Raw genomic sequence first — 26,100 nt, 5'->3', positions numbered from 1 at the left:
CGAGGCGCCCCCTGAACTCCCCCACATCCCCATCCCCGAAAGTCCCCGCAACACCCCGAGAGAAGAGAGCCGACGATGACCATCTTCCCCGGCGGACGGCGCAGAGCCGCCCTCGCCCTCGCCCTGTCCTCCGTCCTCGCCCTGACCGCCACCGCCTGCGGTGACGACGGCAGCGGCGGGGGCGGCGACAAGGGAACCGAGGGATCGGGCAAGGGAAAGATCACCTTCTGGGACAACAACGGCGGTGTCCGCACCGACGTCTGGAAGGAGATCATCGCGGACTTCGAGAAGGCGAACCCCGACATCGACGTCGAGTACGTCGGGATCGCCTCCAAGGAGGTCCAGTCGAAGTACGACACCGCGATCCAGGGCGACGGCCTGCCGGACGTGGGCGGCGTCGGCGCGGCGATGCTCGCCGGGATCGCCGCGCAGAACGCCCTGGAACCGCTGGACGCCCGGATCGAGGACAGCGCGCTCAAGGGCAAGCTGAACGCCGGCATGGTCGCGAGCGTGAAGGCGGCGGGCGGGCAGGACAAGCTGTTCACCGTCCCCACCTCCGCGAGCAACGGCGTGCTCTACTACCGCACCGATCTGTTCAAGGCGGCCGGGCTGCAGGAACCCACCACCTGGTCGACGTTCTACGCGGCGGCGGAGAAACTGACCGCCACCGACAAGAACCGGTTCGGCTACACGATCCGCGGCGGCGCGGGCTCGATCGCGCAGGCCCTGGACGCCATGTACGGCCAGAGCGGCATCACGAGCTTCTGGAACGGCGACAAGACCACCGTCAACGATCCGAAGAACGTGGCGGCGCTGGAGAAGTACGCCGGCCTCTTCAAGAAGACCACCCCGGCCGCCGACGTCAACAACGACTTCACCAAGATGGTCGCGCAGTGGGACAGCGGCCAGATCGGCATGCTGAACCACAACCTGGGCTCCTACCAGGACCACGTGAAGGCGCTCGGCACCGACAAGTTCCGGGGCATCCCCAACCCGACTCTGGACGACGGCACCCGCGTGCAGGTCTCCAACCCGGTCGACGGCCTCGGGCTCTTCTCCTCCAGCAAGAACAAGGCCGCTGCCTGGAAGTTCATCGAGTTCGCGGCCTCGCACGCCTCCAACAGCAAGTGGAACAAGTCGGCCGGCGCCATCCCCGCCAACACGGAGGCCGCCCAGGACCCGTGGCTCCAGGAGGCGGAGCCGACCAAGCTCGGCGCCGAGGTCCTCTTCAGCGGCAAGGCCACCATCGTGGAGCTGCCGTACTACCTGCCGGACTGGAACACGATCTCCAAGGCCGAGAACGAGCCGGGCTTCCAGAAGGTCCTGCTCGGTACGTCCGGCGCCAAGGAGTTCCTCGACCACTTGGCCGAGCAGCTGAACGCGGCGCAGGCCGAGTGGAAGCAGCAGAACCAGTGAGCGTAGGCCGCCGCGCGGTGGTCACGGCCGGGGCGGGCCTCGCGCTCGCCCTGGCCGGGGCTCCCCCGGCCCGTTCCCAAGGACACCCCCGAATGCGCACCCTGTTCATCGCGGGCGACTCCACCGCCGCCCAGAAGTACGCCGACGCCGCTCCCGAGACCGGCTGGGGCATGGCCCTCCCCTTCTTCCTGCACCACGGCGTGCGGGTCGCCAACCACGCCGTCAACGGGCGCAGCACCAAGAGCTTCCTCGACGAGGGGCGCCTCGACGTCGTACTGAAGGCGCTCCGCCCCGGCGACCTGCTCCTGGTCCAGTTCGGTCACAACGACCAGAAGGTCGCCGATCCGAGCCGGTACACCGAGCCGTGGACCACCTACCAGGACAATCTGCGGGTCTTCGTCGAGGGCGCGCGGTCCCGTGGCGCCCTCCCGGTGTTCGCCACCTCCGTCGAGCGGCGCAAGTTCGACGTGGACGGCACCGCCCTGCGGACGCTCGGCGCGTATCCGGCGGCGATGCGGGAGACCGCCCGCGAGTCGGACGTCCCGCTCCTCGACCTGGAGGCGCTGTCGCTCGCCCTGTGGCAGCGGCTCGGTCCCGAGGCCACCAAGACGTACTTCAACTGGACCGCGACCGAGCAGGACAACACCCACTTCAACCCGCCCGGGGCGATCGAGGTGGCCCGCCTCGCCGCCGCCGAGCTGCTCCGCACCCATGTCCTCGCACCGCGCGAGACGCGCCGCCTGGACGACGAGATACCCACCCAGTGGATCACCTGGCCCGAGTCCGAGGAGAGCAGCCCATGAACCGACGCACGCGACTGGGAGTGGTGGCCGCGACCGCCCTCACCCTGGCGGTCACCGCCCCCGCCGCCCACGCCGCCCCGCGCCCCGCCGCCGACCCCGCCCGCGCGACGCTGCCGGCCGGTGACGGCTGGGCGTCCGACGGGACCGGCACCACCGGCGGGGCCGCCGCCGACGCCTCCCGAGTCTTCACCGTCACCACCTGGGAGGAGTTCCGGGACGCTCTGGCCGTGCCCGGCACCGAGCCCAGGATCGTCAAGGTGGTCGGCACGCTGAACGCCACCGCCGCCGGCTGCGCCGCCTTCGAGGCCCCCGGCTACGACTTCGCCCGCTACCTCGCCGACTACGACCCCGCCGTCTGGGGGTACGAGACCGTGGTCAGCGGCCCCCAGGAGGACCTGCGGGCGGCCTCCGCGACCGCCCAGGGCAAGGCCATCAAGGTCAAGGTCCCCGCGAACACCACGATCGCCGGTGTCGGCAGGGACGCCGGGATCACCGGCGGCAGCCTCCAGGTGCAGGGCGTCGACAACGTGGTGATCCGCAACCTCACGATGGAGAGCCCGCTCGACTGCTTCCCGCAGTGGGACCCGACGGACGGCGCGACCGGTGCGTGGAACTCCGAGTACGACGGCCTCGTCGTCTACGGCTCCACCCATGTGTGGATCGACCACAACACCTTCACCGACGGGGCCCACCCGGACAGTTCGCTGCCCTCGTACTACGGGGAGGTCTACCAGCAGCACGACGGGGAGCTGGACGTCGTACGGGGTGCGGACCTCGTCACGATCTCCTGGAACGTCTTCACCGACCACGACAAGACCCTGATGATCGGCAACAGCGACAGCGCGGGCGCCACCGACCGGGGGAAACTGCGGGTCACCCTGCACCACAACCTCTTCGAGAACGTGATCGAGCGGGCGCCGCGGGTCCGGTTCGGGCAGGTCGACGCGTACAACAACCACTTCGTCGTGCCGAGTTCGGCCTACGCGTACAGCCTCGGCATCGGGCAGGAGTCCCAGCTCTTCGCGGAGAAGAACGCGTTCACGCTCGCCGGGGACGTGCCGGCCGGGAAGATCCTGAAGAAGTGGAAGGACGCGCCCGTCACCACGGTGGGCAACTACGTGAACGGCAAGCCCGTCGACCTCCTCGCCGTCCACAACACGCAGTTCCCCGAGGAGCTGTTGCGGGCCGACGCGGGCTGGACCCCCGTCCTGCGCACCCGGGTCGACCACCCGAGGGCCGTGCCCGCCCTCGTCGACCACCGCGCGGGCGCCGGCCGGTCCTGCTGATCCCCCATCCCCTTTCAGGAGGACCCCGCATGCCCTCGCACCCGAACGGAGCGCCGACGGGACGCCGCTCCCTGCTCCTGGGCGCCGCCGGAGCCGCACTCGCCCTGGCCCTGCCCGCCGCTCCCGCCTCGGCCGTCTCCGCCGATCCGGCCACCTCGCCGTCGCGTGCCCGGCCCTTCGGCCGGTTCGGTTCGCCCGACCGCCGGCTCACCGAGCGGACCCTGTACGTGCACCCCGGCGGCCTCGGCGACCACACCAGCGTCCAGGCCGCGGTCACCGCCGCGAGCGGCACCGGCCGGACCCTGGTGCTCGCCCCCGGTACGTACCGGGAGACGGTCGCCGTGAGCCCGGCCCGTACCGACATGACCTGGATCGGCGCGAGCGGCGATCCCCGCGACGTCGTCGTGGTGTACGCCAACGCCGCCGGAACGCCCCGCCCCGAGGGCGGCACCTACGGCACCACCGGTTCCGCGACCACCACCGTCCAGGCGGCCGGCTTCACCGCCCACGGCGTCACCTTCGCCAACGACTTCCTGCGCACGGACCTCCCCGGCAACCCCGGTACCCAGGCCGTCGCGCTCAAGGTGCAGGGCGACCGGTCGGCCTTCTTCCACTGCCGCTTCCTCGGCCACCAGGACACCCTGTACGCGGACTCGATGTCGCTGACGGCCTTCGCCCGCCAGTACTTCGCGCACTGCTACGTCGAGGGTGACGTCGACTTCGTCTTCGGCCGGGCCACCGCCGTCTTCGAGCACTGCCACTTCCGTACGCTGCTCCGCCCCGATCTGGCGGCGGCCCCGCACGGCTTCGTCTTCGCCCCGTCCACGGCCGGGAGAACCCGTACGGGTTCCTCGCCGCCCGCTGCCGGGTCACCAGCGAGGCCCCGGACGGCTACTACAAGCTGGCCCGCCCCTGGGTCCCCGGCTCGGACCTCACCGCCTGGCCGTCACTCGTGGTCCGGGACACCGTCCTCGGCCAGGGGGTCGACACGGTGGCCCCGTACGCGAACATGCGCGACGCCTACCCATGGCAGGCGCAGCGCTTCGCCGAGTACCGCAACTCCGGCCCTGGTGCCCGGATCACCGTCCCGGAGAACCGCCCCCAACTCGGGTCCTCCGAGGCAGTGTCCGCGACCCGGTCGACGTATCTCGGCGACTGGAACCCACGCCCGCCCTGCCCCTGATCCCCGGAAGAACCCACCCGCTCCTCCCCCACCGCACACGAGAGGACCCGCACGTCATGTCTCGTACCGCACGCACCAGGAGCACCTTCGTCGCCGTCTCCGTCCTGGCCGCTTGCGCCGGCCTCGGCGCCCTGGCGAGTCCGGCACAGGCCGCCACCGTCACCGTCTCGACGGCGGCCGACCTGGCCACCGCCGTGAAGAACGCCACCCCCGGCACCGTCATCCAGATCCGCGGCGGCACCTACTACCCGACGGCCACCCTCCAGTCCACGGCCAACGGCACCTCCGCGAGCCGCATCCAGCTGCGACCGTACGGCTCCGAGACGGTGCGGATCGACGGCTCCCAACTCCCGGCCGGTTCCTGGATCTTCAAACTCACCGCCGACTACTGGTCGGTCGCCGACCTCACCTTCCAGAACTCCCCGGACAGCGCGGTCGTCTGCACCTCCTGCACGGGCACCACCTGGGACCGGATCAGGACGATCAACGGCGGGGACTCCGGCTTCACCCTCACCGGAGCCGACACCAACGACAACACCGTCCGCAACCTGGACTCCTCCGGTCACTACGACGCCGCCAACCACGGCGAGAACGCCGACGGCCTGGCCGTGAAGTTCGGCTCCGGAACCGGGAACCTGATCACCGGGGCCCGGCTCTCCAACAACTCCGACGACGGCGTCGACCTGTGGTCCTGGTCGAGCCCGCTGACGATCGAGCACAGCTGGGCGTACGGCAACGGGCGCAACCGCTGGTCGGACTCGGCCTTCGCGGGCGACGGCAACGGATACAAGCTGGGCGGCGACGGCGAGGTCGTCGCGCATGTCGTCAACAACTCGGCGGCCTGGGACAACGCGGGCAACGGCTTCACCGAGAACAGCAATCGGGGCGCGATCCAGATCAACCGCACGACGTCCTACGCCAACGGCAAGAAGGGCTACTACTTCGCGACGGGCGCGGCCCGGCTCGGCAAGAACCTGGCCGTCTCCAACGGCACCGGCTCGGTGAGCGCCGGCTCGTCGGTCGTCTCGGCGGGCAACAACTGGGACAGCGGGATCGCGACGCCGGCGTTCCTGTCCACCGATCCGGCGAGCGCGTACGGAGCGCGGAAGGCGGACGGCTCGCTGCCGTCGACGGCCTTCCTCACCACCGGCTCGACGACGATCGGTTCGACGATGAACTGAACCGCTGCTCAACGCAGTCGAGGGGAGGGACCCGCTCCGGGGCCCCTCCCCTCTCAGGCGTTGCTCAGGCCAACAGGTCCACGCAGTCGACGGCGGTGCCCGGGCTCAGGAATCCGGTGCCGGAGGAACCGCTGACGACGTTCAGCTTGAGCACGTTGTACTGGCCGGGGTCGGTCTTCCAGGCGCTCGCGGGGACGACGTACGTGAAGGTGTGGTTGGTGCCCCGGTAGGAGCCGTTGGTCAGCGAACGGGTCGAGGGCTGCGTGGGCGGTGAGGGGATCGCGGAGACCCAGTCGTTGACGGTCACCTGGGGGCGACCGTTGAGGAAGGCCGTGGTGACCCCGATGCGCAGGGTGTGCGCGGCGGCGGCCTGGGCGGCGGTCAGCCGGAAGTACACGAGGACGCCGTCGTTGACGCCCTTCCACAGATAGCAGGGGAAGGAGGCGGACACGTCACCCCCGTCCAGGACGACGTTCCCCGTCCAGGCGGCGGCCCGGACGTCGGCGGGGTGGGCGTACGTCATGAGGGCGGCGTTCTTGAACGCGCCGGGGGTGCCGTCCCAGTCGCCGATCCGCCAGAGGGCGGGGGCGGTGCTCGGATCGTTGGTGAGGGTGAGGGTGTGGAGGGCGGTGGCGGCGCCCGCGGTGACGGTCACGGAGCTTGTGTGGACGGCGAGTTCACCCTTGTACACGGTGAGGGTGTACGTGCCGGGGAGCATGCCCCGGCAAGAGAAGGCGCCGGTTCCGGCGGTGGCGCGGGCCCAGTACTGGGCGTCGGCGTTGGCGAAGCCGACGGTGTACGGGTGGCCTGCGGCCATGCCCTGGAGTCCGACGCCGGCGACCCGTCCGCGGCCGGCTGCGCCGACCCAGCCGGGAATGCCGAGGCCGTCCACCCATGAGGTGTCGTGGTTGGCGGCGAAGAGCGCCGGGTCGGGGGTGCCGCCGTCGGTGAAGGCCAGCAGGTAGGGGCCCTGGAGGCCGAAGCGCATGGCCTCGGTCTGGGACTGGTTGTAGTGGAGGATCTCGTACAGGCCGACTCCCAGTTCGTTGGAGTGCCGGAGCAGCGAGCGGTAGAAGGGGCCGCCGGAGGCCTTCTCGTGGTTGGAGCGGATCATCCAGAGGCCGACGGAGCCGGTGGTGTAGCCGATGTGGTCGTAGTCCATGACGCGGACGCCGGAGTAGTGCTTGGACCGGGTGTGGCCGTCTGCGCGCTGCCAGACATCCCCGGCCTCGATGACGGTGTCCGTGCCCTCGACCCAGGAGTCGGGGCCTTCGTTGGGGAAGACGCCGGGCTTGAGGCGGGCGATGAAGCGGGTGGCCGTGAAGGACGTGTCGGCCTTGTCGGTCCACAGGTAGACGTTGTTCCGTCCGGAGCGGGCCGCGAGGTAGTGGCGGAGGGTGCCGTGAACGACGGTGATCAGCACGGTGGAGCCGGTCTGCGCCAGGGTGACGGTGGAGGCGCCGAGGCCGGACTCGACGTGCGAGTGCTTGCCGCCGTAGCCCTCGTACTCCTTGCCCTGGTAGACGAGGGAGGTGAGGTCGCCGGTGGACTTGGAGACCTTGAAGACCAGTCCCGCGCCGGTGTCGACGACGTACTGGGTGCCGTCGTCGCTCCAGCCGAACGCGGTGGCCGCGGCGGTGGCCGGGGAGGGCACGAGGCCGCCGGCGGCGGCGACGGCCGTCCCGGCGACGGCGGCCCCGAGGAGGGTGCGGCGGCGGAGGGGCTGTGCGGAGGTGTCGTACGCGCTCATCGGGGTGCGGCTCCTTCGGTACGGAGGTGGCAGGTAGCCCTAGGTCGCCGCTGAAGGGGTGGGGGTTGCCGGATGTTCGAAACGTTTCAAGACGATGTCGCGGACGGCTCGTGCGGCCCGTGTGCCGTCACTTCGCCGCCGTCGTGCCGAAGTCGCCGTCCAGGGTGGTGCGGCCGCCGTCCGCGCCCGTCAGGACCGCGGTGTACGTGTCGGCCGAGGCGTCCCGTACCCCCTCGGCGTGGTTGTACTGGCCGGCGAAGACATGGGGGCCCGGCGGGACCGTGCGGCCCGGCTTGAGCGTCCATCGGTAGACCAGCTCCCTGCCCTCCTCGGCCACCGTCGCGGTGAAGTCCTCGGCGGGGCGGGTGCGCCAGTGGCCCGTGCTCACGACGCCGGGAGTGCGGACGATCCGCAGCTCGACGGTGAGGCCGGTGACGGGGGTGTCGGTCGTCAGGCCGAGATCGCTCTGCGCCCACCAGCGGTTGCTGCCGGGGTCGATCGTGGCGGTCGCCCGGGCGCTCGGGCCGGGTGCGGGAAGCACGGTGGCGGGCGTGGCGGTCCGGCCGTTCAGCGTGGTCGCCGCGAGACCGCCGAGGCCGACGACTCCCGCGACGGCCGCCGCGACGGCCGCGACCCCCGCCCAGCGGCGCCCGGTCCAGCGATTCACGGGCCGGACCGGACGGGTCACCGGGGCGGGCGCGGCCAGGCCGCGTTCCACCCGGGCGAGCATGCGGGCGTGGTCGGGCCGGTGCGCGAGCGCTGCCTCCCGCAGCTCGTGGCGGAGCCGTGTCTCGTCCATCAGCGCCTCCCCGTGGCGAGTTCGGTGACGGCGTGGGGGCCGAGCAGCCGCTGGAGTTCGGCCATGCCCTTGGCGGTCTGGCTCTTGACCGTACCGACCGAGACGCCGAGCGCGAGTGCGGTGTCGCGTTCGGAGAGGTCGAAGGCGTGCCGGAGGACGACACAGGCCCGCTTGCGGAAGGGCAGGGCGCGAAGCGCCGTCCGCACGTCGACGACGGCGGGGACGTCCGGGTCCTCGGTGTGGTCGGGGCGCCGGTCCCAGAAGGCGGCGATGCGGCGCCGCTCGCGGACGGTGCCACGGATCCGGGTGCGGACGAGGTTGGTGACGACGCCGCGGGCGTAGGCGGCGGGATGATCGGCGGCGCGGACCCGGTCCCAGCGGTGCCAGAGGGCGAGCATGGCGTCGGCGGCGAGGTCGTCGGCGGCGTCGGTCTCACCCGTCAGCAGATGGGCGAGACGGGCGAGTTCGGCGTAGTGGCGCTCGAAGAAGGCCCGGAACTCCGCCGCGCTCCCCTCGGCCTCAGTGTCTGCCGAGACCACGACGGTCCTCGGTCGAAGCGGAAGGGGACGGGGCGCCGAAGGTGGTGGCCGGTCCGGTGCTGGCGCGGGCGGTCAGCAGGGGCGGGATCAGTTCCGTGCCCCTGGGTTCCTCCCCGGCGAGACGCGCGACGAGCCGTTCCACGGCGAGCCGGCCCATCTCCTGGGCGGGCACGGAGACGGCGGTGAGCGGCACGGAGGCGTGGACGGCGACCTGGTCGGGGCAGATGGCGAGGACGGAGACGTCCTCGGGCACGGCGCGGCCCTGGTGGCGCAGGAGCGCGAGCAGCGGTTCGACGGCCGCCTCGTTCTGGACGACGAGGGCCGTGGTGCCGGGGCGCTCCTCGAAGACGCGGGTGACGGCGGCGGCGACGGCCGCGTAGGTGCCGTCGACGGGCCGGTGGAGCAGACCGACGCCGTGGGTGTCGGCGGCGGCGCGCAGTCCGGTGAGGGTGCGGGCGGCGAAGCCTGTACCCCGCTCGTAGACGGCGGGCGGTTCGCCGAGGACGGCGACGTGGGTGTGGCCGAGTCCGGCGAGGTGCTCGACGCAGCGCGCGCCGGCGGCCTCGAAGTCGAGGTCGACGCAGTCGAGTCCGGCGGTGTCGGCGGCTTCCGCGGATTCGGTGGGGAGCCCGATGAGGACGGCGGGCCGTTCGGCCTCCTGGAGGCAGGGGAGCCGCGGGTCGTCCAGTCCGACGTCCATGACGATCATGGCGTCGGCGATGGCGCTGCCCTCGACGCGGCGGACGGCTTCGGGGCCTTCCTCGCCGGTGAGCAGCAGCACGTCGTAGCCGTGGGAGCGGGCCGTGGTGGTGACGGCCATCGCGATCTCCATCATGACCGGCACGTAGAGGCCGGTGCGCAGTGGCATCATCAGGGCGAGGATGTCGGTGCGGCTGCTGGCGAGCGCGCGGGCGCCGGCGTGCGGCCGGTAGCCGAGGGTGTCGATGCTGTGCTGGATCCGCTCGCGGGTGGGGGCGGATATGGAGCGTTTGCCGCTGAGCACGTAGCTGACGGTGCTGGCCGACACCCCGGCGTGGCGGGCGACATCGGCGAGGGTGACCACGTGCGCGCTCCTCGGGTGTTCCCGGTGTTCCGGGCGCACGGCGCCCGTCGATGATTCGGACCCCGACCCTAAGCGGCCGCTCGTCGAGCTGTCCAGGCGGGTCGCGAAGAGTCCAAGGGTCCGACGCCCGGGCGGGGTTGTGCGGGGGCGTGCCACGCGATGGGATGGACACGGGACAGCAAGCGCTTTCACAGCCACTGAGCTCCCCTTTCTCTCCCTCTCTCCGACAGGAGGACCATGTCCGCCCTGCCCTGGTACGAAGACGTCTCCCCCGGCCGAGGCACGCTCCCGCCCCGCGCCTGGTACGCCCGCTCCGACGCCCCCGCCCTCTCCCTGAACGGCGATTGGGCGTTCCGCCTCTCCCCCACCGCCGACGCCGAGGACCTGGCCTTCGCGGCTCCCGAGTACGACGCGAGCGACTGGGGAACGGTCGCGGTGCCGGGCCACTGGGTCCTCCAGGGCAAGGGGAGCGAGGCGCCCGGGGAGTACGGCGGCCCCGCCTACACCAATGTCCGCTATCCCTTCCCCGTCGACCCACCCCGCGTCCCCGCCGAGAACCCGACCGGTGACCATCTGCGCCGCTTCGACCTGCCCGCCGACTGGCCCGCGACCGGTGGGGCGGTCCTGCGCCTCGACGGGGTCGAGTCCTGTGCACGGGTCTGGCTCAACGGCGCGGAGCTGGGCGAGTTCAAGGGCTCGCGCCTCGCCCACGAGTTCGCCGTCGGCCACCTCCTGAAGGCCCGGGACAACGTCCTCGCCCTCCGCGTCCACCAGTGGTCCTCCGGCTCCTACCTGGAGGACCAGGACCAGTGGTGGCTGCCGGGCGTCTTCCGTGACGTGACGCTGCTGCACCGGCCGGAGGGCGCGCCCCGCGACTTCTTCGTCCGTGCCTCGTACGACCACGTCACCGGCACCGGCACCCTGCGGGTGGAGTGCGAGGGCGACGTGGCGGGCCGGATCACGGTGCCGGAGCTCGGGCTTGACTTCGCCACCGGGGAGGCGGTCACGGTCGCGGTCGAGCCGTGGAGCGCCGAGGTCCCCCGACTGTACGAGGCCGAGCTCGCGGCCGGCGGGGAGCGGGTCCCGCTGCGCGTCGGGTTCCGGACGGTGGCGGTCGAGAACGGCGTGATGACGGTGAACGGGCGCCGGGTGCTCTTCCGGGGCGTGAACCGGCACGAGTTCCACCCGGAGCGCGGGCGCAGCCTGGACCTCGCGACCATGCGGGAGGACGTCGAGTCGATGAAGCGGCACAACATCAACGCCGTCCGCACCTCCCACTACCCGCCGCACCCCGCCTTCCTCGACCTCTGCGACGCGTACGGGCTCTGGGTGATCGACGAGGGCGACCTGGAGACCCACGGCTTCGAGGACTTCGCCTGGCGGGGCAATCCGGTCGACGACGTCCGCTGGACCCCGGCACTGCTCGACCGGGCGGCCCGCCTGGTCGAGCGGGACAAGAACCACCCGTCGGTGGTGATGTGGTCGCTGGGCAACGAGTGCGGCACCGGGGCGGGGCTCACCGCGATGGCGCGGTGGATCCGCGACCGGGACCCGTCCCGCCCGGTCCACTACGAGGGCGACCGTTCCTGCGCGGACACCGACGTCTACTCGCGGATGTATCCGCCGCACGCCGAGGTCGAGGAGATCGGCCGCCGCACCGACGGGGGACCCGCCGCCCGCGCGCAACTCCCCTTCATTCTCTGCGAGTACGCGCACGCGATGGGCAACGGCCCCGGTGGACTCGCCGACTACCAGCGGCTCTTCGAGACGTACGAGCGCTGCCAGGGCGGCTTCGTCTGGGAGTGGATCGACCACGGCCTCGTCCATCCGGTCCACGGGTACGGCTACGGCGGCGACTTCGGGGAGGAACTGCACGACGGCAACTTCGTCTGTGACGGACTGCTGTTCCCCGACCGGACGCCGTCGCCGGGACTCCTGGAGTACAAGAAGGTCGTCGAGCCGGTCCGCATCGCCGACGGAGGACCCGGCGCGGCCCTGGTGACCAACGGCCACGACGTCGCCGACCTCGCACATCTCGCCTTCACCTGGTCCTTCCTCGCCGACGGCGAGACGCTCGCCACCGGCCCCCTGGAGGTGCCCGTGCTCGCCGCCGGGGCGAGCGCCCGGGTCGCGCTTCCCGTACCGCCCGCTCATCGCGAAGGTGCGGAAACCCTGTGGACGGTACGGGCGTTGCTCGCGGCGGACACCGCGTGGGCGCCCGCCGGGCACGAGGTCGCCTGGGGACAGATCCCGGTCTCCGCACCCGTCCGCCCGGCTCCCCCGACCCGCGCGCACCCGTCTCGCACCTCGGACCGGATCACGCTCGGCCCCGGCGTCTTCGACGCCCGGACCGGTGCGCTGTCGGCACTCGGGTCCCTCCCTGTCACCGCCGGCCCGCGCCTCGACGTGTGGCGGGCGCCGACGGACAACGACGACGGCGCGCCCTGGCAGCCCGACGAGCGCCACGGGCCGCTCTGGCGCGAGCTCGGCCTGCACCGGATGCGGCACCGTACGGACGAAGTCCTCCTGGACGAGGAGGGGTTGACCGTGCGGTCGCGGGTCGCACCGGCCGCGTCGGACGTCGGGCTCCGCACCACGTACCGCTGGACCTCGGACGGCACGGCACTGCGCCTCGCGGTCGAGGTGGTCCCGGACGGCGACTGGCGGGTGCCGCTGCCCCGGCTCGGGGTGAGGCTCGGTCTGCCGGCCCCCCTGGACCGGGTCGACTGGTACGGGGCGGGGCCGGGCGAGGCGTACCCCGACACCCGGGCGGCGGCGCGGCTCGGCCGCTGGGAGGCGACCGTGGACGCGCTCCAGACCCCGTACCTGCGGCCGCAGGAGAACGGGGCCCGGATCGACACGCGGTGGGTGGAGCTGACGTCCCCGACGGGGGGCGTACGGGTGGAGGGCGACCCGGCGTTCGCGTTCACCGCCCGCCGCTGGACCACCGAGCAACTGGACGCGGCGACCCACCGCGGCGAGCTGGTCCCGGGCGACACGCTGTGGCTGCACCTGGACCACGCCCAGCACGGCATCGGCTCCCAGTCCTGCGGACCGGGGGTGCTGCCGGAGTACCGGCTCGACGCGGCCCCGGCCGCCTTCTCCCTCGCCTTCACCCCGCTCGGCTGACCGTCGCGTCCCCGGTCCCCCGGTGGGGGGCCGGGGCTCAGGTCATGTTGAAGTACGGCAGGGGGCCTGCGGGCTGGGCGGCGGTCACCCGGCGGATGACCGCGATCGCGAGGATCGCACACAGGATGTTGAGGCCCTGGTCGACCGGGTTGCGGTAGTCCGTCTGATCGAGGACCCCGAGGTGGAAGGCGACCGAGAACGGGCCGTCGACGAGCCAGACGAACCACCAGGCGTTGATGAGCCACGCGTCGCGGGGCGGGCCGCCGGCCCGGTGGATGTCGAGGGTGATGCGGCGCGGCATCCACCACATGGCGAGCGGGATGGCCCAGGCGCCGATGGCGAAGCCCACGGTGTGCTTGTGACTGCCCGGGGCAAGGACCTCGGCGTTGGAGCGGACGCGGACGAACCAGAAGAGGAACGCGATCCAGCACGCCACCTGGAGCACGGCCGGGAACGGGACCATGTCCTCGGCGAGCCAGGGTGAGTCCTTGCCGCCGGTCGCGATGATGTACACGTCGGCGAGGGCCTGGGTGGCGATCAGCGACTGGACCACGAGGGCCGGTCCGACCGGATTGCGGAACCTGAACCGCGGGCCCCGCACGGCGGCCGGTCCGACCGGCACGTTGTACGCATCCATGAAACGTTTCCCCCCCGGGACACGGCGACGCCGCCGTGTAAGGGCACGGCGGCGATGATCACCGGCATAGTAGATGCGTTTCGGCCAGGGCGTCCAAGAGCGGCGGCCCTCCGGCCCCAGGGGCTGTCTGACCATTGGCGTCGGATCAAGGCGTGCCAGACGCCGCGAGCCCGGCCTGATCGACAAGACACCCCCTAGCGGAGCAGCCGCCCCGGGACGATTCCACGGGCCCGCAGCTCCGCCGCGACGAGGGCCGCGTACTCCGTGGCCCCGCGCACCGAGGTGTGGGTGTTGTCCCGCTTCTCCGTCGTCAGGTAGAGCGCCTTGGAGGCCTCGGGGCCCAGCTCCTCGACCCGCGCCCTGGTGAGGGCGGTGAGGTCGATCAGCGGGGTGCCCAGGGTCGCGGCGAGGGCGCGGATCTCGGCGGGGTGGTCCACGCCGAGGCCGTTCACGAGCAAGGCGACGGCGTTGTTCAGGGTGCCGTCGGCGTTGAACCAGCGGCGGACGATCGGGGTGACGAGGACGGGTTCGCCGCCCCGCGCTCGTACCCGCTCGACCAGGGTGGTGAGGTTCGCGCGGTAGGTGGCGGCGTCCGTCTGCTTGTCGTTGTGGGCGAGCTGGATCAGGACGGGGTCGCCGGGCCGGATCGCGGCCTCGACCCGCTCGAAGAGGGCCGGGTTCTCCAGGAACGTGACGGTGCTCTCTCCGGAGTCGGCGTGGTTGGCGACCGCGATACCCCGCTTCAGATGGGCGGGGAGGAGCTGACCCCAGCCGGTGTACGGGTCGCCCGGCTGGTCGCAGACCGTCGAGTCCCCGACGAGGAAGAGCCGGCGGGCCGCGCGGGCGGGGGTGACCCGGAGCGCGGTGACGCGGGGTGCGGAGCCGCCGAGGAGCAGGTCGAGTCCGGGGCTTCCGGCCGGTCCGGTGGGTTCGCCCTCCGGGTCGCGTACGTCCACGGTGAACGAGCGCCGGACGCGCTGTCCGGCCTCGGTGGCGGTCTCGGCGAGCAGCGCGCGCCGGGTCTCGCCGCTGACGGCGGTGGATCCGGCGGAGTCGCCGCCGAGGGTCACGGTGACGTCGTACGTGCCGGGCGGGACGGCGAAGTGGCAGCTGAGGGACGCGGTGTCCGAGAGGTTGTCCGAGGTCGTGGCGGTGGTGCAGTGGTCGAGCCCCTGGCCGTGGGGGCCGTGGGCGGGGGCGGCGTGGGCGGCGGGTGCGCCGGCCAGGGTGCCGAGCAGGGTCGCCGCGGCGGCGAGCAGCGCTCTCTTCCTCATCGTGGTGCCTCCGGTGGTCACTTGGGCAGGTGGTCGCCGACGAGGGCGAGGTTCTGGATGGCGGCCAGGCCGTAGAGGGCCGTGGTGTTGGTGCTGATCCACAGGTGCTCGTAGCCCGGTTCGAGGGCGGCGGAGCCCTGGACCGGCGTCTTGTCCCAGACCATGGCGGCGGTGTAGCCGTCGCTCTTGTCGAACTTGGCCCAGGCGCGCTGGGCGAGCTTGGTGTCGTTCGACTGGGCGGCGGCGTAGGCGTCCTGGCGCGAGTGGCCCTGGAAGAGGAGGAGGGTGCCGAAGTTCTGGCCGTAGCGGGCGGCCTGTTCGGTCTTGGAGGCGTTGAAGTAGCGGCAGTAGTCGAGCCAGGCCTCCTTGAACTTCGGCTGGTCGACGAGGTCGATGAGCTCGGCGCACATCTCGACCAGGCCGAACATCGCGGAGAGGTGGGAGACGCCGACGACGGGCTTGTCGGCGATCGCGAAGCGGCCGGTGTCGAGGTCGTAGAGGCCGGTGCCCTGGACGAAGCCGTTGGGCTGGGCGGCGATGGTCTCCATGGTGGAGCGCAACCGGGCCTCGGCCTTGGCCGCCTTGGGGCCGCCGCGCTCCCACTCGGTGAGCCAGGCGGCGGCGAGACCGCTCCAGTCGGTGCCGAAGCCGATGGAGAGGGCGTGGCGGTCGGGGGTGTAGGGCTCGGTGCGGATCTTGCGGATGGGATCGAGGACGAGGAAGGTCTCGTCGGAGTCGACCAGGTCGTGCATGAGGTCGCCGACGCGTTCGTCGGCGGTGAGGAAGTAGTAGGGACGACGGTAGACGGCGGTGGAGATGCGCTGCTGCTTCGCGCTGTCGGCGAAGTGCTGGACGCCGTGGCGGGTGCCGAGGCCCGCCCACTTGCCCAGGTGGTAGACGTCGACCTCGCCGGTGTGGCGGGTCATGGCCTCGGCGAAGCGGAACACGTCGGAGCGGCCGGAGCGCAGGTACGCGTACCAGAGCCACAGGTCGGGCGAGAGCTCGGAGTTGTCCCAGGCATAGCCGCCGACGTCGTACCGCCACTGGTGCCGGTCCTCGTCGTAGGTGTGCATGATGTCGCCGTAGTCCCAGAAGCCGTACCAACGGCGCTGCTCCACCTGGTCCTTGTAGTACGTGAAGAGGTAGTCGAGGTGGTCCTCGATCGTCGCCTTCGCCGGGGTGGAACGGTCGACGGGCGAGAACAGCCCGCCGAACACCCGTGCGCGGACCAGGTCTTCGGGACTGGCGGCGAGCTGCGGAGGGGTACGGACGGCGGCCGCCTGGGCGACGAGCGTGGAGGCGGTGGGGGTGGCGGCGTTGGCCCAGAACATCAGCTCACTGGTGCGGGCGATGCCATAGGGGGTGCCGAAGCCGGGCTCGTGGTCCTCGTAGGTGATGTTGAGGCCTTCGAGTTGCTCGGGGAAGGTGTCCTGCCCCATGCCGTCGTGGTAGAAGCGCAGGTCCATGGGCTGGGCCTCGGGCGACCAGAGCCAGAGGGTGACCTCGGCGGCGTCGCCGGCCGCGCCCCGGATGTCGAGCTGGGCCGGGTGCTTCTGCCAGAAGTCCCGCATCCCGAAGGAGAGTCCGCCGGTCACGCCGCCGACGTAGCCGAAGCCGCTGGCGCGCCGGCCGCCGCCGGCCGGGATCCAGCCGTGGCCGGACTTGGTGCGCTTGCGGAGGCTGAAGCCGTCGGCGGAGAGCTGGGCGAGGGTGTAGTCGCCCCAGGTGGGGACGTACTGCATGCGGGTGGTGACGCGCTGGTCCCAGGTGGCGGGGTCGGGCAGCTTCTCACCCTTGACCTGGGCGGTACGGACGGCGGCGCCGGGGTCGCGGCGCAGGCCGGTGATCCCCTGGACGGCCTCGGTGAGGAACCCGGCGCCCTCACCGGCGATGCGGACGTGCCGGTCGTACGCGGCGTCCCGCATGGGCACGGTGAAGCGGACCCCGAGGCCGCGGATGAAGTCCTTCTGCTGGTCGCCGTCGTAGGTGATGGTGTGGACCATGCGGAAGGACTCGGAGCCCGCGTAGAAGTAGAGGCGCACCGAGAACGGCAGCCAACTCCGGCTCCCCTTGCGGTGCTTTCCGTCGATGCGGACCACGGCCCGGACGGGGCCGCTCTGTTCGACGACGGCGCCGGAGATCTCGCCGTCGAACCGGTCCCACTTGGCGTTGCCGTGGTCGCCGTCGTCGAGGTCGCTCTGGCGGAGCAGGACGAGCCGGCCGTCGGTGGCGATCTTCACGCCGTCGCGGGTGACGGACTCGACGAGTTTCCCGCCGTCCTTGGAGACGACGGCCCGGACGATGCCGGTGTCGACGGTGATCCGGCGGCCGGTCTCGGTCACGGAGACGGTCTTCGCGACGGTCGCCGGGGTCCCGGGCGCGAGGGTGAACCGCTCGACCCCGGCGGCCTCGGGTCCGACGGCATGCGCGGTCCACTTGAGGGAGCCGTCGGGCCAGCGGGCGGTGGTCCAGGTCTGCACGGGGACGTCGGTGCCGTCGGCGGCGGTGAGCGCGAAGGCCCGGTCCCCGGGGTGGACGCCCTTGGGCCAGGCGACGCCGAAGGTCGATCCGGCGGCGGCACCGAGCCCACCGGGCTCCAGCCAGGTGACGGTCGCGGGCCGGTCGGCCGCCGGGGTCTCGGCGGGCGCGGCCGCCCGGGCGTCCCCGCGCCCGAGCACCCAGCTGAACTGTGCGGCGGCTCCGGCCACGGCGGCGGCCTTGAGGAGGGAGCGGCGAGGTATCGCAGACACGGGAACTCCTTTCATGGGCATGCCGAAGGCATGCCGGCGGAAGCGGGAGGGTGCGGAAGGTGCCGGGGGCGGGAGGTGCCGGGGGCGGCCCCGGCCGGATGGGCCCCCTGATCAGGCAGTCGCCGGAGCCGCCCCGCGGCGTTCCGCCGCCAGAGTCGAGGCGACGAGGATGCCGAGGGCCGGTAGGGCCAGGGGGGCGGAGAACCAGGCCGACGCCGCGATCACCGCCAGGCCGCAGACGACGAGGAGGGAGCCCGCCGGGTCGCGCAGCGCGCGGCGGGCGGCGGGGCCCAGCAGGGGGCGCCAGCGCAGGTCCGGGCGCCAGGCGGTGGCCGCCCGCAGGAGGGTGACCGTCAGCCAGAGCGCCGCGAGGATCGCGAGGGCCCCGGCCGCCCGCCCGCCGGGCACGGGCAGCGCCCGTACGAACGCGAGGTCGGCACCCACCAATGCGAGCGCGGTCCCGTAGCCGAGACCCGCCGACCAGCCGCCGCCCCGCAGGGCCGCGCGCAGGTCGGCGGTGAAGTACCGCAGTCCGGTCTCCTCGTCGCCGGTCCAGCGCCGCAGGTGCGCGGCGCCGGCCGCGAGGGCCGCCGGGAGGGTGACGAGGGGCAGCGCGGCGACGGCGATCCACACCCCGACGAGCAGGCATTCGGCGAAGACGGCGAACCGTGCCAGGAACCGGTCTCTCATCTCGGCACCGCCCCTCAGCCCTTGAGGCCCGACGTGGCCATGCCGTCGATGAGGTACCGCTGGAAGGCGAGGAAGAACGCGACCACCGGAAGCAGCGCCACGAGCGACATCGCGATCATGCCGCCGTAGTTGGCGACGCCGTCCTGGTCGACGAACATCTTGAGGCCGAGCGAGACCGTGTACTTCTCGGGTTCGTTGAGGTAGATCAGCGGCCCCATGAAGTCGTTCCACGCGTTGATGAACGTGAAGATCGCGCTGGTGATGAGAGCGGGCCGGCACAGCGGCAGCACGATCGACCAGTACGTGCGCAGGTGCCCGCAGCCGTCGAGTCGCGCCGCCTCGTCCAGTTCCTTCGGCAGCCCGCGCATGAACTGGAGCATCAGGAAGACGAAGAAGGCGTCCGTGGCCAGGTACTTGCCGAGCAGCAACGGCGTGTAGGTGTTGATGAGTTCGAGCTTCTGGAACAGCACGTACTGCGGGATGAGCAGCACGTGGTACGGCAGGAGCAACGTGCCGATCATCGCGGTGAAGAGCAGTCCGCGCCCGGCGAAGCGGACCTTGGCGAAGGCGTAGGCCGCGAGCGAGCTGGAGAGGACCACGCCGATGACCGAACCGACGGCCAGGAAGAGGGAGTTGCCGAAGAAGGTGGTGATGGGGATGTCGGCGATCCCGTCGGCGAGGCGCCGGTAGTTGTCGGTGATCGGGTCGGTGGGGAAGAGGGCGAGGCTGCCGACGATCTCGTCGTTCGGCTTGAAGGAGCCGCCGATGACCCACACCACGGGGTAGAGGATGACGGCGAGGACGGCGAGGGCGCCGAGGTGCCAGACGAGCGAGCCGGCCGTCCGCGTCCTGGCGGGGCGCGTGGCTGTGCGTGTGAGGCTCATCGGGCCCCCTCCTCGTAGTGCACCCAGCGCCGCTGGGACCAGAAAAGGAACGCCGTGACGAGGGCGACGGCGAGCAGCAGCATCCAGGCCATCGCGGAGGCGAGTCCCATCCGGCTGTTCTCGAAGCCCTGGATGTAGAGGTAGCAGGTGTAGACGAGGGTGCCGTCGGCCGGTCCGCAGGCGTTGCCCTGGCTGCCGATGATGTAGGCGGATCCGAAGATCTGGAAGGAGTGGATGGTCTCCAGGAGCACGTTGAAGAAGAGGACCGGGGAGATCATCGGCAGGGTGATGCTCCAGAACCTCCGCAGCGGGCCCGCGCCGTCGACCTCGGCCGCCTCGTACAGTTCGCGCGGCACCTGCTTGAGTCCGGCCAGGAAGATGACCATGGGGGCGCCGAACTGCCAGACGGTGAGCGCGACGAGGCTGTAGATGATGCGGTCCGGGTCGCCGATCCAGCCGCCGGCCTCCATGCCGAGGAACTGCTGGCCGCGGTCGATCGCGGCGCCGTCGGAGAACAGCGCCCGCCAGACGATGGCGATGGAGACGCTGGCCCCGACGAGCGAAGGCGCGTAGAACGCGGCCCGGTAGAAGCCCTGCCCGCGGCGGCTCTGGTTGAGCAGCAGTGCCACGCCGAGTGCCGCGGCCAGTTTGAGCGGGGTGCCGATCACCACGTACCAGCTGGTCACTTCGACGGAGGTGCGCCAGCGGGGGTCGCCGAACATCTCGGTGAAGTTGTCGAAGCCGATCCACTTCGGGGCGTCGAAGAGGTTGTAGTCGGTGAAGGCGAAGTAGAGCGAGGCGACCATGGGCCCCGCGGTGAGCAGGAGGAAGCCGGCGATCCAGGGGGACATGAAGAGATAGCCGGCGAGGTTCTCGCGGCGGGCCCGGTCGCGCTGTCCGGCGCGGCCCGGCGTCCGGCGCGGGCGGTCCCCGCCGGACGTGGCGTCCGCGGGTGCGGTCGCCACGTCCGGCGGGGTCGCCGGCGCGGGGTTCGGTACGGAGGTCACGGCGGCGTCCATCAGGAGGCGAGCGCCGTCTTCGCCTCGGTGAAGAACTGCTTCACCGCGTCCGGGACGGGCCGGGTGCCCAGGGACATCTCCTCGCCGAGCCGCAGGAACGCGGCCTCGGTGACGTCGGCGCCCGCCGGGTGCGGTGTGATCGGCTCCAGGACGCGGGACTCGACCAGCTGCTTCTCGTACGCGGCGATCTGCTTGCCGACCGCGTCGGTCGGCACGTACGCCTCGTACTGGGCGGTGGTGGCCGGGACGCCGCGGTCATAGCCCATGATCTTCCCGACCTCGGGGTCGTGGACCATGAAGTCGATGAACTGGGCGACTTCCTTGGGGTGCTTGGTGCGCCGGGAGCCGCTCAGCATGAGCGAGCCGAGGTACTGGCCGGTCTTGCGGCCGTCCGTGGTCGGGATGGGGGCGAGACCGTACTGGCTCTTGCCCTCGGAGGCGTAGCGGACGGTGAAGTTGTCCCAGGTGAACTCGCAGGCGGCGAGTTCGGCGGTGACCGCCGACTTGGGCTTGGCCTGGATGGTCCGCTTCGGGTCGGCGTAGATGCCGGACGTGACGCCCTGGTGGGCCTTGGTCCACCAGTCCGTCAGATCCGCCTCGGTGAAGCCGAGTCCGGAGGTGCTGAAGAAGGCCTTGCCGTGCTGGCGCAGGTAGAGGTCGTACAGGTACATGATCCCGTAGGGGCCCGCGTCTCCGGCGCGGCCCTGGGTGTCACGGATCTTGGCGAGGGCGGCGTGGTACTCGTCCCAGGTCCAGCCGGCCTTGGGAGTGACGCCGGCCTTGCCGAAGACGGTCTGGTCGACGACCAGGGCCATCGAGTTGCTGCCGACGGGTATGCCGAGGAGCTTGCCGTCGACCTCGCCGAACTTCTCCAGGCCGGCCCGGAAGCCGTCGAGGCGGAGGTTGCCCTGCTCGGCCTGCTCGCGCAGGTCGAGCAGGACGTTCTTCGCGTCGTACTTGCGCAGGAAGCCGATGGCGTTCTGGAAGACGTCGGGCGCGTTGCCGCCCGAGGCCTGGGTGTTGAACTTCTTCCAGAAGTCGGCGTACGGCTGGAAGTCGGTCTTGACCTTGATCTTCGGGTACTTCTTCTCGAAGAGGGCGATCGTCTGGTTGATCCGCTTGGCCCGGTCGTCGGAGCCCCACCAGGCGTACCGGATGGTGACGGTGCCGTCCCCTGATCCGGAGCCGGTGCCGCACCCCGCGGCGGTCAGGCCGAGAGCCGCCAGTGACCCGCCCGCGAACTTCAGCAGATTCCGACGGTCGACAGTGCTTTGAGTACGCACAGTTCGTCCTCCCGCGCGTGTGATTAGAACGTTTCAGGAAAGCGCTTGCTGGGACAAAGTAGGTTCGCCCGCCAGCCACGTCAACGCTTCGGACAGGATCTTTCGAAGCGCTTCGAAGCATGACCTCGGGCGATCGGGATGAAAGGATTCAACAGTGGGCCTCTCAGGCCAGCCTGATGACGTTCCAGGACATCGGCTCCAGGACGGCCCGCAGCGTCCCGTCCGCCAGCGTCGCGCCTTCCACCGCGTGCGGCGTGACCCGCTCCGGCTCGTCGAGCGTGTTGGCCGCCTCCGGGTCCGCGTCGGCGAGCGCGCTGTGCTCGACGACCCGGCCCAGGTCGAGACCGCGCAGGGCGACCTCCAGAGTCAGGGGCGCGTTCCGGCCACGGTTGACCGCGAAGACGGTGACACGGCCGTCCTCGTCTCGCACGGCCGTGGCGTGCAGCAGCGGTACGTCCCCGTACCGCTCCGTGGGATACGTGGGCGAGTCCACGCGCACGTCGAGGACGGCCCCCCGGCCGTACCGGGAGGCCTGCGCGAAGGGGAAGAAGGTGGTCTGGCGCCAGGCGGGGCCGCCGGGCTCGGTCATGATCGGGGCGATCACGTTGACCAGCTGGGCGAGACAGGCCACCGCGACCCGGTCGGCGTGGCGCAGCAGGGCGATCAGGAGGGTGCCGAACACGACGGCGTCGGTGACGGTGTAGACGTCCTCCAGGAGGCGCGGGGCCTCCTGCCAGTCCCGCACGGGATGCGGATTGGGCCGGCGCTGGTACCAGACGTTCCACTCGTCGAAGGAGAGGGTGAGTCTCTTCGACGACTTCAGCCGGGCGCCGACGTGGTCGCAGGTGGCGACGACCTCCTCGATGAAGGCCTCCATCTCGACGGCGGAGGCGAGGAAGGAACCGCGGTCGCCGTCCACCTCCTCGTAGTAGGCGTGCAGCGAGACGTGGTCGACGACCTCGTACGTCTCCGCGAGGACGGTGGCCTCCCAGGCGGCGAAGGTCGGCAGCCCGCGCGCCGAGCTGCCGCAGGCGACGAGTTCGAGGCCGGGGTCGATCTGGCGCAGGGCGCGCGCGGTCTGCGCGGCGAGCCTGCCGTACTCCTCGGCGGTCTTCTGTCCGGTCTGCCAGGTGCCGTCCATCTCGTTGCCCAGGCACCAGAGGCGGATACCGAAGGGGTCCTTGTCGCCGTGGGCGATGCGACGGTCCGAAAGCTCGGTGCCGCCCGGGTGGTTGGCGTACTCGACGAGGTCCATCGCCTCGGCGATGCCCCGGGTGCCGAGGTTGAGCGCCATCATCGGCTCAGCCTGCGGGCCGACCTTCCGCAGGAAGGCGATGAACTCGCTCAGGCCGAAGCGGTTGGTCTCGGTGGACCGCCAGGCGACGTCGAGTCGGCGCGGGCGCTCCTCGGCCGGGCCGACACCGTCCTCCCAGCGGTATCCGGAGACGAAGTTGCCGCCGGGGTAGCGGATCGCGGTGACACCCAGTTCGCGGACGAGTTCCAGGACGTCGGTGCGCAGTCCGTCCTCGTCGGCGGTGGGATGGCCGGGCTCGTGGACGCCGGTGTAGACGCAGCGCCCGAGGTGCTCGACGAAGGAGCCGAAGAGGCGCGGGCCGACGGGGCCGACGGTGAAGTCGGGGTCGAGGGTGAAGCGGGCGGCGGGTTCCGTGGCTGACATGCGTGTCCCTCTCGTTCGAAATATCGACCAGTTGTCGTGTGTCCGAACGAGAAGGTAGGAGGAGGGACTTCCCGCGTCAATGGACCGCCTCCGGCCACCGCACGCGCGCGCGTGCGGCTGTCCCCCCGTGGCTCAGCTCAGGACCAGCAGCACCGCCAGGGCGACGAGGAGGGAGTCGATCCGGTCCAGCAGACCGCCGGAGCCGGCCAGCCAGCGGCCGGCATCCTTCACGCGGGCCCCCCGCTTGACCATCGATTCGAGCAGGTCGCCCAGCGGGCCGCCGACCGCCACGGCCACCGCCGTCTGCCACGTCAGGGACGACAGCACGGCGAGTGCGCAGAGACCGGCGGCCGCCCCGGCGAGCGTGCCGCTCCACCGCTTGGCGGGCGACAGCGGGGAGAGCCGGGGGCCGCCGAGACGGCGGCCCGCCGCGTACGCCACGATGTCGGCGATCGACACGGCCACGAACAGAACGAGGCCGAGGGGACCGGCCGGCACGAGACCGGCCAGAGCGCCCAGCCACACGAGCCCGAACAGGCCCGCCCCCAGGCGGCGGAGTCCGTGCTCCGCGTCACCCGCCAGCAGGGGCGCCCCGGCGATCGCGAGCGCCCCCACCGCCGCCACCCGGAGCACCTCGCCGGGCGCCAGCCAGGCGGTCAGGACAAGCGCGGTGACGGCCGCGCCGAGCACCGTCCGGTCCACCGGGCCGAGCCTCAGCAGACCGCCGAACTCCGCCACCGCGACCACCCCGACCACGGCCGCGAGCGCCGCGATCCCCGGCGGGCCGAGCCAGAACGCCGCGGTGACCAGCGGCACTCCGAGCATCCACACGCACCAGCGGACCATCAGCTCACGCCGCCGGGTCGCCGCCACCGCGAGCCCTCCGATCGCCAGTGCCCCGCCGAGACAGGGCACGAGGCCGGCGACCGTGATCACAGGGAGACCCGCCCGTCCGGCGCCCCCGACCCCACCGGCGTGCGCAGCGCGTCCAGGGCGCTTCGGCACGCCGCCACGATCCGCGCGTTCTCCGCCGTGTCGCGGACGGCGACACGGACGGTCCGCCCCTCGTACGACGGGGACATCGGCGACAGGTCCCGCAGGTACACGTCGTGGCGGCGGCATTCGCGCACCAGCCGCGCCGCGCTCGGCCCGTCCGGCGGCAGGATGACGGTGAGGAAGTTCGCGATCCCCTCGTCGACCGAGGACAGCCCGTCGAGCTCCGTGAGCCCGGCGGCCAAGTCCCGGCGCAGCACGGCGGTGCGCGCCCAGCGTTCCGCGTAGTACGCGGGGTCGCGCAGCGCCGTCACGGCGGCCAGCTGGGCCGGCAGGCTCACGGGCCACGGCGGCGTCCATCGGCGCAGCTCCCCGGCCGTGTCCAGGTCCGCCACCAGATACGCGGCCCGCATCCCCGACAACGCGTACATCTTCGACAGCGAGGTGCAGACCACGACCCGGGGGTCGACCGCGGCGAGCCCGGCCAGCGAGTCCGCCGCGTCGACGTAGCCCAGGTACGTCTCGTCGATCCACCACCGGGTGCGCGCGGGCGAGGCCTCGATGACGGCGCGCAGTGCGTCGGCGGAAGCGTGGCGGCCGGTCGGGTTGTTCGGATTGACCACCACCACGAGGTCGTACCGTCCGCTCCGGGTCGCGGCGGCGAGCCGGGCCGGGTCGAGCAGCCAGCCGTCCTCCCTGCGCAGCCGGAGCCGGTCGACCCGGCAGCCGATCACCCGCTCGGTGACATGGGCGTACTCGCCGTAGCTCGGGTCCAGCAGGAGCACCCGGCTCCCCGGCGTCAGCCACCGTCCGAAGGCCCGGAAGATCAGGTCGGACGAGCCCGCGCCGACGACCAGTGACTCCGTCGGCAGCCCGCGGACCTCGGCAAGCTCCGCGAGCAGCCCTTCCGCGCCGGTCGGCGGCGAGGTCCGCGCCGTCCACCCCGGGTCCTCCGAGAGGACCGCGCGGACCGCCGGGGCCGGCGCGAACCACGCATCCAACACATCGGCGGCGACCACCTCATGACGGCGCATCAAGGTCCGGAAGTCCGTCCCGATCGCCGAGAAGAAGGCACCACCGTGCTCACAGCCGTCGGCGCGCGGCGCGAACGGCACGTCCAACCGCCAGTCGACACCCGCCCGCAGTCGCTCCAGGGTCCGGCCGTGGCGGTCCGCGACCGTCCTCGTCAGCTCGGCCACGGAGCCGCTCAGCACCTCGAACGAGACCGCACCCGAGCGGACCGTGCGCCCCACCGGCCGTAGCCCGGTGGCGAGGTACATGTCGAGCAGCTCCGTGCGTCCCATCGCCACCACCCGGCGGCCTCCCCGCGCCGCGACCCAGCGCAGCGCCGCGTACATGAGGAGCGGCGCCGCGGCGGTGGACCGCCAGCGTTCCTCGACGGTCAGGACGCGGATCTCGAAGGGCTCCTCCTCCGTCAGGAGCGGCAGTTCCTCACGCGTCAGGTACTTGTCCAGGGCATAGCGGCCCACCCAGGGCGGAGTGAGGCTGACGAATCCGATCCGCGTCTCCCCGCGCGCGGCCACGAGATAGACGTTGTCGCCGTCGAGTCCGTCGCTCAGCCGCCCGGACGGATCCACCGGATGCTGTCCCAGCTCCTCGGCGTACACACGATGGCGCAGCTCGTGGATCCAGTCGTGATCACGAGGCGTGGCGGCGCGCAGCTGTAGAGCGTGGTCCATGAGTCTCCCCCTGAGGCGGTCCGGCGTTCGCGCCTCAGTCTGG

The 26,100-nt window shown here is 71.9% G+C and carries 19 protein-coding genes and 1 pseudogene; 6 read left to right on the top strand and 14 right to left on the bottom strand.

The window, feature by feature from the left end; translation table 11 throughout:
- The first annotated feature begins 75 nt into the window (after window positions 1-75).
- From OG514_RS27325 to OG514_RS27305, 5 genes and pseudogenes are all read left to right on the top strand, one after another.
- On the top strand, window positions 76-1,416 hold the full coding sequence (locus tag OG514_RS27325; protein ID WP_266899277.1) for a sugar ABC transporter substrate-binding protein: 1,341 nt from the start codon (window positions 76-78) through the stop codon (window positions 1,414-1,416).
- A complete protein-coding gene (locus tag OG514_RS27320; RefSeq protein WP_266899275.1) occupies window positions 1,413-2,219 on the top strand; it encodes a rhamnogalacturonan acetylesterase in 807 nt (268 codons plus the stop codon). Before OG514_RS27325 ends, OG514_RS27320 begins: the two co-directional genes overlap by 4 nt.
- Window positions 2,216-3,505: a polysaccharide lyase family 1 protein gene (locus OG514_RS27315; protein ID WP_266899273.1), complete on the top strand. Its 1,290-nt coding sequence runs from the start codon at window positions 2,216-2,218 to the stop codon at window positions 3,503-3,505. Before OG514_RS27320 ends, OG514_RS27315 begins: the two co-directional genes overlap by 4 nt.
- Window positions 3,506-3,534: 29 nt before the next feature.
- A pseudogene (locus OG514_RS27310) lies at window positions 3,535-4,688 on the top strand (pectinesterase family protein).
- Between the two features lie 56 nt (window positions 4,689-4,744).
- Window positions 4,745-5,869: a right-handed parallel beta-helix repeat-containing protein gene (locus OG514_RS27305; protein WP_266899272.1), complete on the top strand. Its 1,125-nt coding sequence runs from the start codon at window positions 4,745-4,747 to the stop codon at window positions 5,867-5,869.
- A gap of 64 nt (window positions 5,870-5,933) precedes the next feature.
- Here the strand turns inward: OG514_RS27305 and OG514_RS27300 are convergent, their stop codons facing one another.
- The 4 genes from OG514_RS27300 to OG514_RS27285 all read right to left on the bottom strand — a co-directional run bounded on the left by OG514_RS27300 (window position 5,934) and on the right by OG514_RS27285 (window position 10,020).
- Window positions 5,934-7,619 (bottom strand): rhamnogalacturonan lyase B N-terminal domain-containing protein, encoded by a 1,686-nt coding sequence (locus OG514_RS27300; protein ID WP_266899270.1) that lies wholly within the window; start codon window positions 7,617-7,619, stop codon window positions 5,934-5,936.
- Window positions 7,620-7,746: 127 nt separating this feature from the next.
- Window positions 7,747-8,418, bottom strand: a complete 672-nt coding sequence (locus tag OG514_RS27295) for a hypothetical protein (protein ID WP_266899268.1) — start codon at window positions 8,416-8,418, stop codon at window positions 7,747-7,749.
- Window positions 8,418-8,957 carry a SigE family RNA polymerase sigma factor gene (locus tag OG514_RS27290; protein ID WP_266899266.1) on the bottom strand — a complete coding sequence of 180 codons (540 nt, stop codon included), beginning with the start codon at window positions 8,955-8,957 and terminating at the stop codon, window positions 8,418-8,420. Before OG514_RS27290 ends, OG514_RS27295 begins: the two co-directional genes overlap by 1 nt.
- Window positions 8,938-10,020: a LacI family DNA-binding transcriptional regulator gene (locus OG514_RS27285; protein WP_266899264.1), complete on the bottom strand. Its 1,083-nt coding sequence runs from the start codon at window positions 10,018-10,020 to the stop codon at window positions 8,938-8,940. Before OG514_RS27285 ends, OG514_RS27290 begins: the two co-directional genes overlap by 20 nt.
- A gap of 237 nt (window positions 10,021-10,257) precedes the next feature.
- Here OG514_RS27285 and OG514_RS27280 point away from each other — a divergent pair, with 237 nt between their 5' ends.
- Window positions 10,258-13,149: a glycoside hydrolase family 2 TIM barrel-domain containing protein gene (locus OG514_RS27280; RefSeq protein WP_266899262.1), complete on the top strand. Its 2,892-nt coding sequence runs from the start codon at window positions 10,258-10,260 to the stop codon at window positions 13,147-13,149.
- 37 nt (window positions 13,150-13,186) lie between these two features.
- Here OG514_RS27280 and OG514_RS27275 read toward each other — a convergent pair whose 3' ends face one another.
- The 10 genes from OG514_RS27275 to OG514_RS27230 all read right to left on the bottom strand — a co-directional run bounded on the left by OG514_RS27275 (window position 13,187) and on the right by OG514_RS27230 (window position 26,057).
- A complete protein-coding gene (locus OG514_RS27275; RefSeq protein WP_266899260.1) occupies window positions 13,187-13,786 on the bottom strand; it encodes a DUF4328 domain-containing protein in 600 nt (199 codons plus the stop codon).
- A 194-nt stretch (window positions 13,787-13,980) separates the two neighbouring features.
- Window positions 13,981-15,060 (bottom strand): rhamnogalacturonan acetylesterase, encoded by a 1,080-nt coding sequence (locus OG514_RS27270; RefSeq protein WP_266899258.1) that lies wholly within the window; start codon window positions 15,058-15,060, stop codon window positions 13,981-13,983.
- A gap of 17 nt (window positions 15,061-15,077) precedes the next feature.
- Window positions 15,078-17,810 (bottom strand): Tat pathway signal sequence domain protein, encoded by a 2,733-nt coding sequence (locus OG514_RS27265; protein WP_266899256.1) that lies wholly within the window; start codon window positions 17,808-17,810, stop codon window positions 15,078-15,080.
- A gap of 111 nt (window positions 17,811-17,921) precedes the next feature.
- Entirely contained in the window at window positions 17,922-18,500 is a 579-nt protein-coding gene (locus OG514_RS27260; protein ID WP_266899254.1) for a hypothetical protein, read from the bottom strand.
- A 14-nt stretch (window positions 18,501-18,514) separates the two neighbouring features.
- Complete coding sequence (locus OG514_RS27255) at window positions 18,515-19,384, bottom strand: carbohydrate ABC transporter permease (RefSeq protein ID WP_266899252.1); 870 nt, start codon at window positions 19,382-19,384, stop codon at window positions 18,515-18,517.
- Entirely contained in the window at window positions 19,381-20,391 is a 1,011-nt protein-coding gene (locus OG514_RS27250) for a carbohydrate ABC transporter permease (protein ID WP_266899250.1), read from the bottom strand. Before OG514_RS27250 ends, OG514_RS27255 begins: the two co-directional genes overlap by 4 nt.
- Before the next feature lie 11 nt (window positions 20,392-20,402).
- Window positions 20,403-21,686 (bottom strand): ABC transporter substrate-binding protein, encoded by a 1,284-nt coding sequence (locus tag OG514_RS27245; RefSeq protein WP_266899248.1) that lies wholly within the window; start codon window positions 21,684-21,686, stop codon window positions 20,403-20,405.
- Between the two features lie 163 nt (window positions 21,687-21,849).
- Window positions 21,850-23,364 carry an alpha-N-arabinofuranosidase gene (locus tag OG514_RS27240; RefSeq protein WP_266899246.1) on the bottom strand — a complete coding sequence of 505 codons (1,515 nt, stop codon included), beginning with the start codon at window positions 23,362-23,364 and terminating at the stop codon, window positions 21,850-21,852.
- A gap of 132 nt (window positions 23,365-23,496) precedes the next feature.
- Window positions 23,497-24,300 (bottom strand): phosphatidate cytidylyltransferase, encoded by an 804-nt coding sequence (locus OG514_RS27235; RefSeq protein WP_266899244.1) that lies wholly within the window; start codon window positions 24,298-24,300, stop codon window positions 23,497-23,499.
- Complete coding sequence (locus OG514_RS27230; protein ID WP_266899242.1) at window positions 24,297-26,057, bottom strand: histidinol-phosphate transaminase; 1,761 nt, start codon at window positions 26,055-26,057, stop codon at window positions 24,297-24,299. Before OG514_RS27230 ends, OG514_RS27235 begins: the two co-directional genes overlap by 4 nt.
- Window positions 26,058-26,100 lie beyond the last annotated feature (43 nt).

It is taken from the genome of Streptomyces sp. NBC_00572, assembly GCF_026341815.1.
GTDB lineage: Bacteria > Actinomycetota > Actinomycetes > Streptomycetales > Streptomycetaceae > Streptomyces.
This window is presented reverse-complemented; position numbering and strand designations above follow the sequence as displayed.